The organism is Brucella sp. JSBI001 (assembly GCF_026014005.1).
Taxonomy (GTDB): Bacteria; Pseudomonadota; Alphaproteobacteria; order Rhizobiales; family Rhizobiaceae; genus Brucella; species Brucella anthropi.
Genome location: NZ_CP110339.1, coordinates 940,439 through 956,549 on the forward strand (window position 1 = coordinate 940,439; position 16,111 = coordinate 956,549).

Sequence of the window (16,111 nt, forward strand, 5' to 3'; positions counted from 1 at the left end):
ATTGTCCGATACTGGGGAACTGAATGACCGAGACAAAATCACAGAGCATCGACCGGCGCGATTTCATGCTCGCATCCATTGCGGCAGCAGGGTCCGTTGCGCTCGCATCCGGGCAGGCACAGGCCCAGACGGGTGATGCAAAACCGGATACCGACGGCAAGGGTTCAGGCACGGTCTATACCGGTGATGTCATAGATGGTAAGCGCGTGATTTCCTTTCTCGATATTTCCGATCTGGAAGCGGGCAAGCGGCACAATTTCTATTTCCAGGGCGTGCAGATGCCGACGGGCCAGCATTGGCATGTTTCGGTCACGGTGATGAAGGGCAAGTTGCCCGGCAAGCGGATCGGATTGATCAGTGGCGTGCACGGCGACGAAATGAGCCCGGTGCACACATTGCACACCATCGTGAATCAGCTCGACCCGCAAAAAATGTCCGGCTCTGTTGTCGCTGTCTTCGATCTGTCTCGCCCGGCGCTTGAAGCAATGGCAAGGCGATGGCCGAGTTCAGGACGCGGGATTGACCTTATCGATATCAACCGGCTGTTTCCGGGTAACGAGAACGCACCGGAAGCGGCGGCACGCCACGCCTGGCTGGTGTTCAATCACCTGCTGCGACCCAATCTCGACTACGGGATCGATTTTCATACCGCAGCCACCGGTATGGATATGGCCTCATTTCATCTGGCGCGAATGGACCTGCCGGAAGTTCGGGCGATGGCTGAGCTTTATCCGATAGAGCAGATTTTCGACAATTTCGGCGCCCACGGCCTTCTCGCAAATGCACTGATCGATGAGGGTATTCCAGCCTTCACGCCAGAAATAGGCCGACCGCGTATCTTCGATCATGCGATGATTGCCCTTTTTGTCGAAGGCACCATGAATGTTCTCAAACACCATAAGGTCATTGAAGGCAATATAGGCAAAACCAGCAAGGATTCCGGTCTCTTCGCTGCGGATGGAATGGCGCCGGTTCTGACGACACATGGCGGGTTTATCGAACATCACGTTGAACTCAATGAGCAGGTGCAAGCGGGACAAAAAGTGGCTAGTCAGAGAAATTCATTTGGGGAAGTCGTGGCTGAATATTCCGCGCCCGTGGCGGGCAAAGTCGGTGCCAGGCGTACCGATGCCTCATGCGAGCCGGGCACGCCGATCGTCTTCCTCTTATTTGATAGCGCAACCGCCACCGGAACCGGTGGTTTGGCTGAATAAGCGCAATAAAACCTGCAACAGATGAGAGCATGAACATGAAGGTCAGACATTTCTTACTGACAGCGCTGGTCGCCGTCAGCTTCGGCGTTCCAAATGGCGCGAGCGCTCAGGACAAGACCGAATCTGAACGGAATCTCGAAGCTTTCCCGGCAGCACCGTCGGGCTCTTACCGTTATGTCATCCATCTTCCGCCACTGGAGAAAGAACAGGATGCCAAGGTTGAAATTATCGCGGGCCGCAACGCAACCGTGGACTGCAATATCAGCTGGTTTGGTGGAAGTTTAACGCCGAGCACCGTCGAGGGCTGGGGCTTTGACTATTTCACTCTGGCGGCAAGCGACCGCATGTCGGGCACGCTCATGGCTTGTCCGGAGGACAGCAAGCGAACCGATTTCGTGCCGGTTCGGGGTGAGAACTTCATGCTCCGCTACAACAGCCGGCTTCCGATCGTCATCTATGCGAAAGATGGCTTTGAAATCCGCTATAGAATCTGGAAACCATCCGACGAAACGCTCAATGCGCAACGAGGATAGCAGACCCTCGATAAGTTCAGGTGGAGTGATGAAACAATGCCCGGATGCTCAGCATCCGGGCATTGTTTGTATCCGACTTACTGGCTGAAATTCCGCCCATCGGCACGTTTTGAAAAACGCAACACGATGAACCCGGCGAGACCGGCAACGAGCGAGCCAATCAATATCCCGATTTTCGCTTCGTTCTGCAGCAACACGTCATCGAAAGCGAGAAGCGAGATGAAGAGGCTCATCGTGAAGCCGATACCGCACAGAAGCGTCGTTCCCAGCATTTGCGGCCAGCTTGCCCCGGCGGGCAGGCCGACGATTCCGGTTTTCACCAGCAGCAACACCGCGCCAAATATGCCGACAAGCTTGCCGATGGCCAGACCGGCGGCAACACCCATCGTCACCGGTGCGAAGAAGGCTTCCATGCCGAGACCGGAGAAGCTGACGCCTGCATTGGCGAAACCGAATATGGGCACGATGATGAACGAAACCGGCTTGATGAGGCTATGCTCGAGCAGATGCAACGGGCTTTCGGAGACGGTCGCTTCAGGCTTCGCGGGGGTGCGCTTGATCGGAATGGTCAGCGCAAGCAAAACGCCTGCAATGGTCGCGTGAACGCCCGAGCGATAGGTGAAGAACCACAGCACGAGGCCCAGCAGAAGATAAGGTGTCAGACGCTTCACGCCGCTCAGGTTCAAGGCTACCAGGGCAGCGACGACTGCTGCAGCCAAACCAAGGTCCATCAGTGAAACGCCGGTTGTATAAAACAATCCGATGACAATCACTGCGCCGAGGTCGTCAATGATGGCAAGAGCTGCAAGAAACACCTTCAGCGATGTCGGAACTCTTGGCCCCAGCAAGGAAATAACACCGAGCGCGAACGCGATATCGGTCGCAGCCGGGATCGCCCAACCATGGGCAGCACCGTTATTGAGATTGAAGGCAAGGTAGACGAGCGCCGGCACTGCCATGCCTGCCGCTGCTGCTGCACCGGGCAGAATGCGGCGTGGCCATGACGAAAGGTGGCCGTCAACCATCTCGCGCTTGATCTCCAGCCCGACCATGAGGAAGAACACTGCCATCAGCGCGTCATTCACCCAGTGCTGGACAGAAAGCGGTCCGAGATAGGCATGAAGGGCGCCAAAATAAGCTTCTGAAAACTGCGAGTTTGCCACCAGCAATGCCGCTGCCGCAGAAGCTATAAGCAGCAGGCCGCCTGACGACTCACTATCAAGAAAATTGCGTATAGTATTTTGAATGCGACCAGCCATGGCAGCTCCCTGACAGAAACGGTTAAAAACAGTCTCCGTATTCAGGGTAATCCCTGGGCGCACGCAGCACACGCCATGAAGCCAAGATAGCGACAAATTCTGCGCTTTCAAGTCGTTTATGGAGTTGGAATTCGATTTCTGACGGTTATTTATGTGGTTTACAAGTAAATATGTATAGTTTTTGATTTTTTATTTAAATTACTCGATGATTTATCATATTGTAGTTTTATAAATCTTGTTATTTCTTGTTTATCGAGGTTTTAATTTTGATAGAATACCGCTTCGAGCTTTGAGATTATATCAAAATTCAGCAGGTCTGGCCAATGGCGGACTGGACGCTTGACAAGCCGCGCCCAGCTTTCCATGCTCGGCGACACAATTTGAACAAAATTATTCTGGGAACGGAGAGCAGATATGACAATGGGAAAGTTCACCCGGCGCGGTGTGGTTGCTGCATTTGCAGGAATTGTGGCTGTCGGAGCCAGCATCGCTCTTGCACAGGCTCCCGCCTTCTTTCGTATAGGCACCGGAGGAACAGCGGGCACCTATTATCCGATCGGTGGCTTGATCGCCAACGCGATTTCCGGGGCAGGGGATAAAGGCGTTCCCGGTCTGGTGGCGACGGCGGTTTCATCGAACGGTTCGGTCGCCAATATCAACGCTATTCAGTCCGGATCGCTGGAATCCGGCTTCACCCAGTCGGACGTGGCTTACTGGGCGCATACCGGCACCGGTCTTTATGACGGCAAGGGCAATGTCGAAGATCTGCGCCTGATTGCTACGCTCTACCCCGAAACCATTCATCTGGTCGCCCGCAAGGATGCAGGAATCAAATCCGTTGCCGATCTCAAGGGAAAACGCGTTTCCATCGATGAACCGGGATCGGGTACGATCGTTGATGCCCGCATCGTGTTGGAAGCGTATGGATTGAGCGAAAGCGACATCAAGGCTGAACATCTGAAGCCGGGACCTGCAGGAGAGCGTCTGAAGGACGGCGCGCTTGATGCCTATTTCTTCGTTGGCGGCTATCCGACCGGCGCAATCTCGGAGCTTGCCACATCGAACGGCATATCGCTGGTTCCGATTTCCGGTCCGGAAGCGCAGAAGATTCTTGAGAAATACTCGTTCTTCTCGAAGGATGCTGTTCCTGCCGATACCTACAAGGATGTCGGTCAGACCGAAACTCTGGCTGTCGCGGCGCAATGGGTGACGAGCGCCAAGCAACCGGATGAACTCGTCTACAACATCACCAAAACCCTGTTTAACGACGACAGCCGGAAAGCACTCGATGCCGGGCACGCAAAGGGCAAGCTCATCAAGCTTGATACGGCAACGACCAGCCTTGGCATTCCGCTACATCCCGGCGCAGAACGCTTCTACAAGGAAGCAGGCGTTCTGAAATAAGCCGACCATTCCGGTTCGGATGAACAAGTTGCACGGAGTTTCACCGGAACTCCGTGCATTTGCTTCCAGTCCGGTACAAAGCATCTTTCAGGTATATAAGCATTTCAAAACAAGCGATTAGAGTGTTTTTTGATTCAAGTGGATCAGCTGCGCTCTGGATGGAGAGGCCAGTATGGTGAGCGAGCAAGAGGCGAAACTGTCGCCCATGGAACTGGATGAAGCCAAGGCGCGCGAGCTAGAAGAGAAATTCGACTCCGAGATTCGTTTTCGCCCGCTGGGGCCGCTCGCAGCCCGCATCGTTGGCGCGCTGCTGATCGCACTTTCCATCTTCCACTATTACACTGCGGGTTTCGGCCTTCTGTCGGAAATGGTGCATCGCGGTATTCACCTTTCCTTCGTACTCGGTCTCGTCTTTCTTGTTTTCCCGTTTTCCCGCAAGGGATACGACAAGCCCACCACATCGTCGTGGCTGAGACCGCTTGGCATTTCCATTATCGATTGGGCGCTGGCAATCATCGCGGTCGTGTCCGTCGCCCACGTTCCAATGATACCGCTCGACGATCTGGCTTTCCGCGTCGGCAATCCGACGACCACGGATGTCGTTCTCGGCGGCCTTCTCATTCTGGTCCTTCTGGAAGCGACGCGGCGCTCCGTCGGCTGGCCACTGCCGATCATATCGGTCCTGTTCATGCTCTATGCGCTCTATGGGCAGCATATGCCGGGCATTCTCGTGCATCCGGGTGCAACGGTCAGCCAGCTTGTCGATCATCTTTATCTGACGACACAAGGTATCTACGGTATCGCGCTCGGTGTGGTCGCGACCTATGTTTTCCATTTCGTGCTGTTTGGGGTTTTTGCAACCCGCATCGGTCTCGGTCAGCTGTTTCTGGACTGCGCGGCCTGGGTAGCAGGCCGTTTCGCAGGCGGTCCGGCAAAGGTCTCCATTTTTGGCTCCGCCTTGTTCGGCATGATTTCGGGCTCGTCGGTCGCCAATACGGTGACAGTCGGTTCGCTGACGATCCCGGCGATGATCCGGCTCGGTTATAAACGCCACTTTGCCGCTGCCGTGGAATCAGCATCATCGACAGGCGGGCAGATCACGCCGCCGATCATGGGCGCTGCGGCGTTCCTGATGATCGAATTTCTGAACCTGCCTTACACGACGATCATTCTGGCAGCCATCGTGCCAGCCTTCATGCATTTCTTCGGCGTTCTGATGCAGGTTCATTTCGAAGCCAAGCGCAACGGCTTGCGCGGCATGACGAAGGAAGAACTGCCTGACCTGAAGGAAGCATTCAAGCGCGACTGGCCGACCGTTATTCCGCTGATCGTGCTGATCGGTGTTCTGCTGTCGGGTTATACGCCTTATCTGGCTGCGTTCTGGGGCATTACGCTCTGTATTGCGGTGGGATTGCTTAATCCGCGCAAGCGCATGTCGATAGGCGAGATTTTTGACGGACTGCGCGACGGCGCCAAATATGCGCTCGCCGTTGGCGCTGCGGCGGCGACCGTCGGCATTATTGTCGGCGTGGTGACGCTTACCGGCGTTGGCTTCAAGATTTCCTATATCGTGACGTCGACTGCAGGCCAGCTTGCCACCTATTTCGGCACCATTCTGCCTGCCGCCTGGTTCGGTCCGCAGACACTGACGCTGCTTTTCACGCTCGTCATGACGGGGATTGTCTGCATTCTGATGGGCTGTGGAATTCCGACGACAGCCAATTACATCATCATGGCGACAATTGCCGCGCCCGCGCTGGGGCTGCTGGGTGTTGAGCCCATTGTGGCTCACTTCTTCGTCTTTTATTACGGGGTGCTGGCGGATATCACGCCGCCTGTTGCGCTTGCCGCCTATGCGGCGGCAGGTATGGCGGGCGCCGATCCGTTCAAGACAGGCAATACGGCCTTCCGGCTCGGTCTCGGCAAGGTGCTCGTGCCGTTTGTCTTCGTCTTCTCTCCGTCACTCCTGCTGGTTACATCGGACTTCAACTGGCCGGATTTCCTGGTGGCGTTCCTTGGTTGCGCCATAGGCATCACCGCTCTCGGTGCCGCATTGTCAGGTTTCTTCCTGGTGCGGACCAAGGCCTGGGAAAATGTCCTGATGATTTTTGCAGCCATTCTTCTGGTCGCGCCGGAGATTTACTCGTCGATCGTGGGGCTGCTGCTGCTGGTGCCGGTTGTGGTTCGCCATCTCTCTTCGGTGAGGCAGCCACAGGCTGTGTAGGGATTATCGGATCGATGACGCACGGTCGGCAACAAGCCATGCGTCATCGCCGAAACAGCGTTACTGGTTGATTTCAGGCTCGACGAGCTTCTTCAGCTTGTCCAGACATTCTTGCCAGCCGAGATAACAGGCTTCAGCCGGAATTATATCGGGGACGCCCTGCTGTTCGATGTTGATTTCCGTTCCGACCGAAACGGCTTTCAAGGTTATCGTGACCTTCATTTCGCCGGGCAGGTTCGGATCGTCGAAACTGTCCGTATAGACCAGCCGTTCTCCCGGAACGAGTTCCACATATGTGCCGCCAAAGGAATGGCTGTGACCGGTTGTGAAATTCCGGAACGACATTCTGTGTTTGCCGCCGACCTTTGCGTCCAGTTCATAGACGGTGCAAGTGAAGCCATATGGCGGCAACCAGCTGGCCACCGCATCCGGCTCGACGAATGCGCGATAAACCTTCTCCGGCTTGGTGGCAAATACACGGTGCAGGCGAATAGTGCTGGGCATGGTTTCCTCCCTTTGTCGGTTTTCTGTTCAATGGGTATTGGCGGGGTGTTTGAAGAGCAGGCTTATATACCGCTTGAGATGGTCGACACTTTCCACCGCACGCAGCGGATCACCGCTTGCCTTGGCGATGATGAAAGCGCCTTGAATGACCGCCTGCGTATGCAGAGCCAGGCTTTCAGCGGTGAACTCATCTGCAGCCGGATAGCGTTCCATCGCGGCTGCGATATCCGGAACAAGCGTGTCTGCATGGCTTGAAATGCTGTCCCAGCAGGCATCGCGGATCACGGAATTGGTCTCGTAGACCTCCTGTGTCATGGTGCCGACGAGACAGGTGAAATCAGGCAACTCGCCTTGAATCAGCTGCTTACGCAACTCGACATAGGCCAGCACGCGCTCAAGCGGGTCTTCGGGAGCATGATAGGTGGCCTCCGCAAAGAACGTGCCGGTCATTTCCGACCAGTAATTCGCGGCAGCAACGGCCAGATCTTCCTTGCTGGAAAAATGATGAAAGAAAGCACCTTTGGATAAGGACGCTTTGTTGCAGATGTCATCGACCGTCGTTGCGGCATAACCCTTGGTGCGAATAACGCTTAATGCTGCATCAAGCAGGTTGGACCGGGTCATTGGATTTTGTTTGCGTGCCATAATCGTGCTCCTTAAGATACAATACCAACTGGTTGGTATGAAATCAAGTGGCCAACTGACGTATCACTATTTGCTGCGGGGAGGGCTGTCGGTGATTGCGATGCGGATGATTCTGAAAGTTGGTTTGGATTCGAGTACAGGGCCGGGTTTGTGGATAAGTTTGATGTCATTGAAAAAGCCCGGAAATCGGGTGTTCTGCAGCAAAATCGAAAATTCTTATTCTTTCTTCGTGACCCTTGCTTGACACTTGTTCGAGAACCCCTTAAACGACCGCTCACACCGGACGGAAACGCCGGTGCGACGCAACCGAAAGGTTGCCGAGAAATGCGCGGGTGTAGCTCAGTTGGTTAGAGTGCCGGCCTGTCACGCCGGAGGTCGCGGGTTCGAGCCCCGTCACTCGCGCCACTTTCCTCTCAACAAATCGATAGATTGAACGTTGACACGAAAGTGGCGCCCACCGCCTTGTCTCTCGGGTCGCCGCATCTTCAAAGAATCTTGATGGAATTGCCGGAGCGTAGCTGTTTCGCCGAACCGTACGCCTGCTATTTGGAAAACTGCTTCCAGGATAGATAGGCGACTGACAGGATGATCGCGGCAATGGCGAGAAGATCGCCGCTGGCGAGCAGATAATGGCTCATACGTGACCTCCTTGCGATACTTTGGCCGACAATGTGCTTCATGATAGCCGGGGCGAACGCGATCTGAAGGCATGGCTTCGCAAAGCTTGCAGCATTTGGAACGCTTCCATTCCAACTTTCTCGATAAACGCGAACGGAATTTCTCAATGTCCGCGCCGCAGGCACTTCGCGACAATTTGAGTTGGCGAGAAGCGGCCCATTTGGTCCATGCATTGCCATGGAACGAATTTCCTGTTTTCAATCGCGTGAAATCGGATGACAGGAACGGATCGCTGCGACGATGACCCGACGCGCTTATCTTGGTGTGCTTGCAACGTTTTTGATTCTTGCCGGGTGTGGCACACCCCGCGCTGTGCTGTGGCATGGACCGAATTCAAGCCCGCAATCGGTGGCCGCAGCCGAAGCCGCTATCGTCAAGCCTGCAAAAGCGGCGGCGGTAGTTCCTATTTATGTTGCGACGAGCCGCCAGCGCTCGGATAATTTCTCGCAGCCTTACAATTCAAAGCGCTCGGAAACGCTGAATTTTGCGCAGGTTGATGTCGGGATTCCGGCAGCTCACGTCAAAGGACAGGTTGAGTCTACCGGCTACAAGCCTGATCCCGCCAAAAATTTCGCCGCCACGGCATACCAGCCTTACGACAATGCCGAGCAGTTTCTCGCGCAATTGAATGCCGCCCTGGCGAAGCAGGGACCGAAGGACAAGGAAATCCTGATCTTTGTGCATGGCTACAACAATAATTTTGCCGACAGCACATTCCGCACTGCGCAATTTGTCCATGATTACAAAATGAAGTCGGTGGCGGTCGAATATGCCTGGCCGTCGGGCGGCGATCTTGGGCTTTATGTCTATGATCGTGACAGCGCGGACTTCGCGCGTGACGGTCTGGCACGATTGCTGGAACTCGTCGCCCGCAGCAAGGCGGAGCGTATTGTTCTCGTCGGGCACTCCATGGGCAGCTTCGTGACTATGGAGGCTCTGAGAACCCTGTCTCTGCGTGGCGAAAAGAATGTGTTGCGTCGCATCAATGCGCTGTTGCTCGCCGCACCGGACATCGATCTCGACGTCTTCGAAAAGCAGATCAAGGATATCGATCCCATGCCGCGCCCAACGGCGGTGATGACGTCGCGCAGCGATCGTGCGCTCGGGGTCTCATCCTTTATTACGGGCGGCCATGCGCGAGTAGGGGACGGCACCAGTATTCCGACGCTCCAGAAATATGGAATCGCGGTGATCGACGCTACCGATTTGGATGGAGGCGAACATAATGTCTTTGCATCGTCGCCATCGCTCATGGCTCTGGTCAGTGATGGCAGCCTTTCGCTGGACGCTCTGAACGGGCGGGAGAAGCAGACAACGGGGCAGGCGGTGCTGGCAGACGGTGCCTCTGCAATCAAGGGAGCTGCATCGCTTGTGCTTTATCTGCCCGGTAGGCTGGTCGGGGTGACGGCTTCTGCTGCTCCATGAGTTCATTTTAAAGCGAGAGCTGAAACCCCCAACTTTCATTCCCAAGTTGCAGGCAATTGATTCTCCTGGCGATTGCTAAGCCGACCAGTCCGTGCGACTTTTCCTCACGAAATTATGATCTTTTCATGTTATACGGGTTTTCAGTGGGATATGCGGGCTTGATGCCATGGCTTGTTAAGCATCTTGGCTCGTCTTTGCCCAATAGATCATGCCGGAGGGGTTGCGCTTGTGAACGCGCTGCGATAACCGTCCCGGCGAAAAGCGCTTAGTTCGCACGGCATGCCTTTTGAAGCTGCTTGGGCGACGAGGTTGCAACAGATGCAATGTGTCGCATGGTCGTCAGCTCCAAAAAGCTTATGACAGGCGGCGCAGCCTCGTATTCAAGCCGGATAAAGGACCATGAACGAGCTTTTAAGTTCCTACCTGCCGATCGTCATCTTTCTCGGCATTGCGATGGTAATTGGTGTAGCCCTCCTGGTTGCGCCGTTTCTTGTCGCCTATAGACAGCCCGACCCCGAAAAGCTTTCTGCTTACGAGTGCGGCTTCAATGCCTTCGATGACGCCCGTATGAAGTTCGACATCCGTTTCTATCTGGTGTCGATTCTTTTCATCATCTTCGATCTGGAAGTCGCCTTCCTTTTCCCATGGGCTGTGTCCTTTGGCGAAATTGGCTGGTTCGGCTTTGCATCGATGATGGTGTTCCTTGGCGTTCTGACCATTGGTTTCATTTATGAATGGAAGAAGGGAGCGCTGGAATGGGATTGACCACAGCCAACACAACGCTCGTGGCTCCGCAGCCGAAGGGCATTCTTGACCCGCGCACGGGCAAGCCTGTCGGTTCCGACGATGCATTCTTCAACGATCTGAACAGCGAACTGTCCGACAAGGGGTTCATTGTCACATCCGCTGACGCTCTGATTACCTGGGCGCGTACCGGTTCGCTGATGTGGATGACCTTCGGTCTGGCATGCTGCGCCGTGGAAATGATGCACATTTCCATGCCGCGCTACGACGCCGAACGCTTCGGTATCGCTCCGCGCGCATCACCGCGTCAGTCCGACGTGATGATCGTTGCCGGCACGCTGACCAACAAGATGGCACCCGCTCTCCGCAAGGTCTACGACCAGATGCCGGAGCCGCGTTACGTTATCTCGATGGGTTCCTGCGCCAATGGCGGCGGCTACTACCACTATTCCTATTCGGTGGTGCGTGGCTGCGATCGCGTGGTTCCGGTCGATATTTATGTTCCGGGTTGCCCTCCGACCGCTGAAGCACTGCTCTACGGCATTCTGATGCTTCAGAAAAAGATCCGTCGCACGGGTACGATTGAGCGCTGAGCCGGTTATCGACCGGTTTGCGCAAGACAAGTTTTGTTAGGGTTCGACTGCCTGCCATCCCCTGAAAAGGGCCTCCCAAAAGGCAAGTGCGGTGTGAGTTCTAAAGAAGGAAGTTAGGAAAATGAGCGAAGAAGCTCTCGGTGAACTTTCCGGCTATATCAAGGAACGCCTCGGCGACGCGATCGAAGAGGCGAAACTTGCCTATGGCGAGTTGACGCTTTCGGTTCCGGCCGCGAGCATCATCAGCGTTCTGACCTTCCTGCGTGACGACGTGCAGTGCCAGTTCGTCAACCTGACGGATATTTCAGGCGTCGACTATCCGCAGCGCGCCAAGCGCTTCGATGTCGTTTATCAGCTGATGTCTCCGCGCCAGAACCAGCGCATCCGCGTCAAGGTTCAGGCTGACGAAGATACGCTGGTGCCTTCCGCAGTGCCGGTCTTCGTTGGTGCCGAATGGTTCGAGCGCGAAACCTACGACATGTACGGCGTTCTCTTCTCCGGCCATCCGGATTTGCGCCGCATCCTGACCGACTATGGTTTTGAAGGCCATCCGCTGCGCAAGGACTTCCCGCTCACCGGCTTCGTTGAAGTTCGTTATAACGACGAGCTGAAGCGTGTCGTGTACGAGCCTGTCCAGCTGCGTCAGGAATTCCGCAACTTCGACTTCCTCTCGCCTTGGGAAGGAACGGATTACGTTCTGCCGGGCGACGAGAAAGCCAAGGCGAACTGAGGGCATACTCATGGGCGCAGGCGAAAGATTGAACGGTCAATGTCTTTGCGGAGAGGTGAAATTCACTGCTTCTCCGGTGAAGATGGAAATGGATGTCTGCCATTGCAGCATGTGCCGGCGTTGGTCGGGGGGTGCTTTCATGGCCGTCAATTGCGGCACTTCGGTTGAAATCGAAAACGAAGCTGCCCTGGCGACTTATTCTTCTTCGGAATGGGGCGAACGCCGCTTCTGCTCGAAGTGCGGTTCGTCGCTGTTCTGGCGCGGTGTCCATGATGGAATGACGGTTGTTTCGATGCAGGCCTTTGCCGAGCCGGAACGTTTTCATTTCGCCGAAGAAATCTTCATCGATAACAAGCCTGCGAATTACGATTTTGCCAATGACACCCACCGGATGACCGGCGAGGAGTTCTTGGCGGCTCTTGCAGCCAAACAGGAAGCTGAACATGGCTGAGACTCAGGTCCGCAATTTCAATATCAACTTCGGTCCGCAGCACCCTGCCGCGCACGGCGTGCTGCGTCTGGTGCTTGAACTCGACGGTGAAGTCGTCGAGCGCGTCGATCCGCATATCGGTCTGCTGCATCGCGGTACCGAAAAGCTAATGGAAGCCAAGACCTATCTTCAGGCTCTGCCTTATCTCGACCGCCTCGATTACGTGGCGCCGATGAACCAGGAGCACGCCTATGCACTCGCCGTCGAACGCCTGCTGGGTATCGATGTGCCGAAGCGTGGCCAACTGATCCGCGTTCTCTATTCGGAAATCGGCCGTATCCTGAACCATCTTCTGAACGTGACCACCCAGGCCATGGACGTCGGTGCCTTGACGCCGCCGCTCTGGGGCTTCGAAGAGCGCGAAAAGCTGATGGTGTTCTACGAGCGCGCTTGTGGCGCACGTATGCACGCAGCCTATTTTCGTCCGGGCGGCGTCCATCAGGACCTGCCGGATCAGCTCGTTGAAGACATCGGCAAATGGATCGATCCGTTCTTCAATACGCTCAACAATCTTGATGATCTCATCACGCCGAACCGTATTTTCAAGCAGCGTAACGTCGATATCGGCGTCGTGAAGCTGGAAGATGCATGGGCATGGGGCTTCTCGGGCGTCATGGTGCGTGGTTCGGGCGCGGCATGGGATCTGCGCAAGTCGCAGCCTTACGAGTGCTACAACGAGATGGAATTCGACATTCCGATCGGCAAGAACGGCGACTGCTATGATCGCTACCTGATCCGTATGGAAGAAATGCGCCAGTCGGCACGCATCATGCGCCAGTGCGTTGATCTTCTGCTCGGCAAGGAGCGCGTCGGTCCGGTTTCCAATGCCGACAACAAGATCGTGCCGCCTAAGCGCGGCGAGATGAAGCGCTCGATGGAAGCGCTTATCCATCACTTCAAGCTTTACACGGAAGGCTATCACGTGCCTGCCGGTGAAGTTTACGCAGCAGTTGAAGCACCGAAGGGTGAATTTGGCGTCTTCCTCGTGTCGGACGGCTCCAACAAGCCTTATCGCTGCAAGCTGCGCGCTCCGGGCTTTGCCCATCTTCAAGCCATGGATTTCCTGTGCCGCGGCCATATGCTGGCTGACGTGTCGGCAATTCTTGGCTCGCTCGATATCGTGTTTGGTGAGGTTGACCGCTGATGTCCGTTCGCCGTCTCGCAGATGATGCCGTCCAGCCAGCCGCTTTCGCGTTCAACGCGGAAAATCAGGCATGGGCGCACAAGACGATCGCAAAATTCCCCGAAGGCCGTCAGCAGTCGGCTGTTATTCCGTTGCTCATGCGTGCGCAGGAGCAGGACGGCTGGGTCACGAAAGCTGCTATTGAACATGTCGCAGGCATGCTCGAAATGCCGCTGATCCGCGTTCTGGAAGTCGCGACTTTCTATACGCAGTTCCAGCTAAAGCCGGTTGGCACACGCGCTCACATTCAGGTTTGCGGCACCACGCCATGCATGCTGCGTGGTTCGGAAGCGCTGATGGATGTCTGCCGCCACAAGATCAACCACGACCCGTTTGAGCTCAATGCCGACGGAACGCTGTCGTGGGAAGAAGTGGAATGCCAGGGCGCTTGCGCCAATGCACCGATGGTCATGATCTTCAAGGACGCCTATGAAGATCTGACGCCGGAGCGTCTTGCCGAAATCATCGATGCTTTTGAAGCTGGCAAGGGCGACACCGTGAAGCCGGGTCCGCAGGATGGACGTGTGACGTCCGAGCCGATCAATGGCCTGACCGCTCTGACCGAAGATCTCGACTACAAGAAGGTCGGTCTTGAGACCCGCAAGGCATCTGATGCCGCCGCAGCCAAGGCGAAGGCCGAAGCTGAAGAGAAGGCCAAGGCGGAAGCCGCTGCAAAAGCTGCCGACGAAGCGAAGAACGTCGCTCCGTCGAATGCTGCAAAGCCGGTAACCAATGCACCTGAAACCGATCCGGCGCTCAAGACGCCTTCGGATGTCAAGGTGTCGAAGGCTGCCGAAAAGGCCGCGTCGGTCGACAGCAAGCAGGCATTCAAGCTTGATGACAAGAACCGTCCGGTTGCCATGGAGCGTCCGGAAGCTGTTGACGATCTGAAGCTGATTTCCGGCGTTGGCCCGAAGATTGAGGAAACCTTGCATGAGCTGGGTATCTTCACCTTCAAGCAGGTCGCTTCCTGGAAGAAGGCCGAGCGCGAGTGGGTCGACGGCTATCTCAGCTTCCACGGTCGCATCGAGCGTGAAGACTGGGTAAAGCAGGCCAAGGCTTTGGCCAAGGGCGGCGTCGAGGAATACATCAAGGTATTCGGAAAGAAGCCGGTATGATGACTTCGATATTGGCAAACACGAACGGAAACAGGTGAGACATGCTGGCTGATAAAGATCGCATCTTCACCAATATTTACGGCTTCAAGGATCAGTTCCTGAAGGGTGCCATGGCGCGCGGCCATTGGGACAACACCAAGGGCCTGATCGAAAAGGGCCGTGACTGGATCATCGACGAGATGAAAGCGTCGGGCCTGCGTGGCCGTGGCGGCGCTGGCTTCCCGACAGGTCTCAAGTGGTCGTTCATGCCGAAGCAGAGCGACGGTCGCCCGCATTATCTGGTCGTCAATGCCGACGAATCCGAACCGGGCACCTGCAAGGACCGCGAAATTCTGCGCCACGATCCGCATACGCTGATCGAAGGCTGCGTAATCGCCGGTTGCGCCATGGGCGCACACACCGCCTATATTTATATTCGCGGCGAGTTCATGCGTGAGCGTGAAGCGCTGCAGGCCGCTATCGACGAGTGCTACGAAGCCGGTCTGCTCGGAAAGGGCAACAAGTGCGGCTGGGATATGGATGTTCTCGTATCCCACGGCGCCGGTGCTTACATCTGTGGCGAAGAAACGGCTCTGCTCGAAAGCCTTGAAGGCAAGAAGGGCCAGCCGCGTCTGAAGCCTCCATTCCCGGCAAATATGGGCCTTTATGGCTGCCCGACGACCGTGAACAACGTGGAATCGATTGCCGTTGCGCCGACGATCCTGCGTCGTGGCGCGGCCTGGTTCTCGTCCATCGGACGCCCGAACAATGTCGGCACCAAGCTGTTCCAGATTTCGGGTCATGTGAACACGCCTTGCGTCATCGAAGAAGGCCTCGGCATTCCGTTTCGTGATCTGATTGAAAAGCACGGCGGCGGCATTCGTGGCGGCTGGGACAATCTGCTGGCGGTTATTCCTGGCGGTGCATCGTGCCCGGTCATCAAGGGCGAAGACATGATGGATGCCATCATGGACTTTGACGGCATGCGCGACAAGAAATCGTCGTTCGGCACCGGCGGCCTGATCGTCATGGACAAGTCCACCGACATCATCAAGGCGATTGCCCGTCTGGCAGCGTTCTTCAAGCACGAGAGCTGTGGCCAGTGCACGCCTTGCCGCGAAGGCACCGGCTGGATGTGGCGCGTGATGGAACGCATGGTCAAGGGTAACGCGCAGAAGCGTGAAATCGACATGCTGTTCGATGTGACCAAGCAGATTGAAGGTCACACGATCTGCGCTCTCGGTGATGCTGCTGCATGGCCTATTCAGGGCCTGATCCGCAATTTCCGTCCGGAAATTGAAAAGCGCATTGACGATTATACCCGCAACGCCGTTCAGAGCCGCAATATCCGTCTGGAAGCAGCGGAATAAGGCTTAACGAGTTGCATG

Annotated in this window: 15 protein-coding genes and 1 tRNA gene; 13 read left to right on the forward strand and 3 right to left on the reverse strand. The window is 55.8% G+C overall.

Annotated elements, in window-relative coordinates:
• The first annotated feature begins 23 nt into the window (after positions 1–23).
• Together LJ361_RS04475 and eco are read left to right on the forward strand one after the other, a co-directional pair.
• Positions 24–1,214: a succinylglutamate desuccinylase/aspartoacylase family protein gene (locus tag LJ361_RS04475; RefSeq protein WP_040129370.1), complete on the forward strand. Its 1,191-nt coding sequence runs from the start codon at positions 24–26 to the stop codon at positions 1,212–1,214.
• Between the two features lie 35 nt (positions 1,215–1,249).
• A complete protein-coding gene (gene eco / locus LJ361_RS04480) occupies positions 1,250–1,747 on the forward strand; it encodes a serine protease inhibitor ecotin (RefSeq protein WP_010661164.1) in 498 nt (165 codons plus the stop codon).
• 77 nt (positions 1,748–1,824) lie between these two features.
• On the opposite strand, the gene nhaA is transcribed toward eco, so the two are convergent.
• The gene (nhaA, locus tag LJ361_RS04485; protein ID WP_010661165.1) at positions 1,825–3,006 is read right to left on the reverse strand and encodes a Na+/H+ antiporter NhaA; all 1,182 of its coding nucleotides are present in this window, start codon (positions 3,004–3,006) and stop codon (positions 1,825–1,827) included.
• Positions 3,007–3,420: 414 nt separating this feature from the next.
• Here nhaA and LJ361_RS04490 point away from each other — a divergent pair, with 414 nt between their 5' ends.
• Positions 3,421–4,410, forward strand: coding sequence for a TAXI family TRAP transporter solute-binding subunit (locus tag LJ361_RS04490; RefSeq protein WP_264812770.1), 990 nt, complete (start codon positions 3,421–3,423; stop codon positions 4,408–4,410).
• Positions 4,411–4,582: 172 nt separating this feature from the next.
• The gene (locus LJ361_RS04495) at positions 4,583–6,634 is read left to right on the forward strand and encodes a TRAP transporter permease (RefSeq protein WP_010661167.1); all 2,052 of its coding nucleotides are present in this window, start codon (positions 4,583–4,585) and stop codon (positions 6,632–6,634) included.
• Between the two features lie 60 nt (positions 6,635–6,694).
• On the opposite strand, the gene LJ361_RS04500 is transcribed toward LJ361_RS04495, so the two are convergent.
• Positions 6,695–7,138, reverse strand: a complete 444-nt coding sequence (locus tag LJ361_RS04500; protein ID WP_012092264.1) for an SRPBCC family protein — start codon at positions 7,136–7,138, stop codon at positions 6,695–6,697.
• Positions 7,139–7,165: 27 nt separating this feature from the next.
• On the reverse strand, positions 7,166–7,783 hold the full coding sequence (locus LJ361_RS04505; RefSeq protein ID WP_226622194.1) for a TetR/AcrR family transcriptional regulator: 618 nt from the start codon (positions 7,781–7,783) through the stop codon (positions 7,166–7,168).
• Between the two features lie 328 nt (positions 7,784–8,111).
• Between LJ361_RS04505 and LJ361_RS04510 the strand changes: the two genes are divergently transcribed.
• From LJ361_RS04510 to nuoF, 9 genes are all read left to right on the forward strand, one after another.
• A tRNA-Asp gene (locus LJ361_RS04510) sits at positions 8,112–8,188 on the forward strand.
• A gap of 513 nt (positions 8,189–8,701) precedes the next feature.
• The gene (locus tag LJ361_RS04515; RefSeq protein WP_226622193.1) at positions 8,702–9,886 is read left to right on the forward strand and encodes an alpha/beta hydrolase; all 1,185 of its coding nucleotides are present in this window, start codon (positions 8,702–8,704) and stop codon (positions 9,884–9,886) included.
• 399 nt (positions 9,887–10,285) lie between these two features.
• Positions 10,286–10,651, forward strand: a complete 366-nt coding sequence (locus LJ361_RS04520; protein WP_006466588.1) for an NADH-quinone oxidoreductase subunit A — start codon at positions 10,286–10,288, stop codon at positions 10,649–10,651.
• Complete coding sequence (locus LJ361_RS04525; RefSeq protein ID WP_010661172.1) at positions 10,642–11,223, forward strand: NuoB/complex I 20 kDa subunit family protein; 582 nt, start codon at positions 10,642–10,644, stop codon at positions 11,221–11,223. The genes LJ361_RS04520 and LJ361_RS04525 overlap by 10 nt, the downstream gene beginning before the upstream one ends.
• Before the next feature lie 121 nt (positions 11,224–11,344).
• Complete coding sequence (locus tag LJ361_RS04530; protein WP_010661173.1) at positions 11,345–11,953, forward strand: NADH-quinone oxidoreductase subunit C; 609 nt, start codon at positions 11,345–11,347, stop codon at positions 11,951–11,953.
• Positions 11,954–11,963: 10 nt separating this feature from the next.
• Entirely contained in the window at positions 11,964–12,404 is a 441-nt protein-coding gene (locus LJ361_RS04535; protein ID WP_010661174.1) for a GFA family protein, read from the forward strand.
• Positions 12,397–13,587 (forward strand): NADH-quinone oxidoreductase subunit D, encoded by a 1,191-nt coding sequence (locus tag LJ361_RS04540; protein ID WP_010661175.1) that lies wholly within the window; start codon positions 12,397–12,399, stop codon positions 13,585–13,587. The genes LJ361_RS04535 and LJ361_RS04540 overlap by 8 nt, the downstream gene beginning before the upstream one ends.
• The gene (locus LJ361_RS04545; protein ID WP_010661176.1) at positions 13,587–14,744 is read left to right on the forward strand and encodes an NADH-quinone oxidoreductase subunit E; all 1,158 of its coding nucleotides are present in this window, start codon (positions 13,587–13,589) and stop codon (positions 14,742–14,744) included. Before LJ361_RS04540 ends, LJ361_RS04545 begins: the two co-directional genes overlap by 1 nt.
• 41 nt (positions 14,745–14,785) lie before the next feature.
• The gene (gene nuoF / locus LJ361_RS04550; RefSeq protein ID WP_264812778.1) at positions 14,786–16,093 is read left to right on the forward strand and encodes an NADH-quinone oxidoreductase subunit NuoF; all 1,308 of its coding nucleotides are present in this window, start codon (positions 14,786–14,788) and stop codon (positions 16,091–16,093) included.
• Positions 16,094–16,111 lie beyond the last annotated feature (18 nt).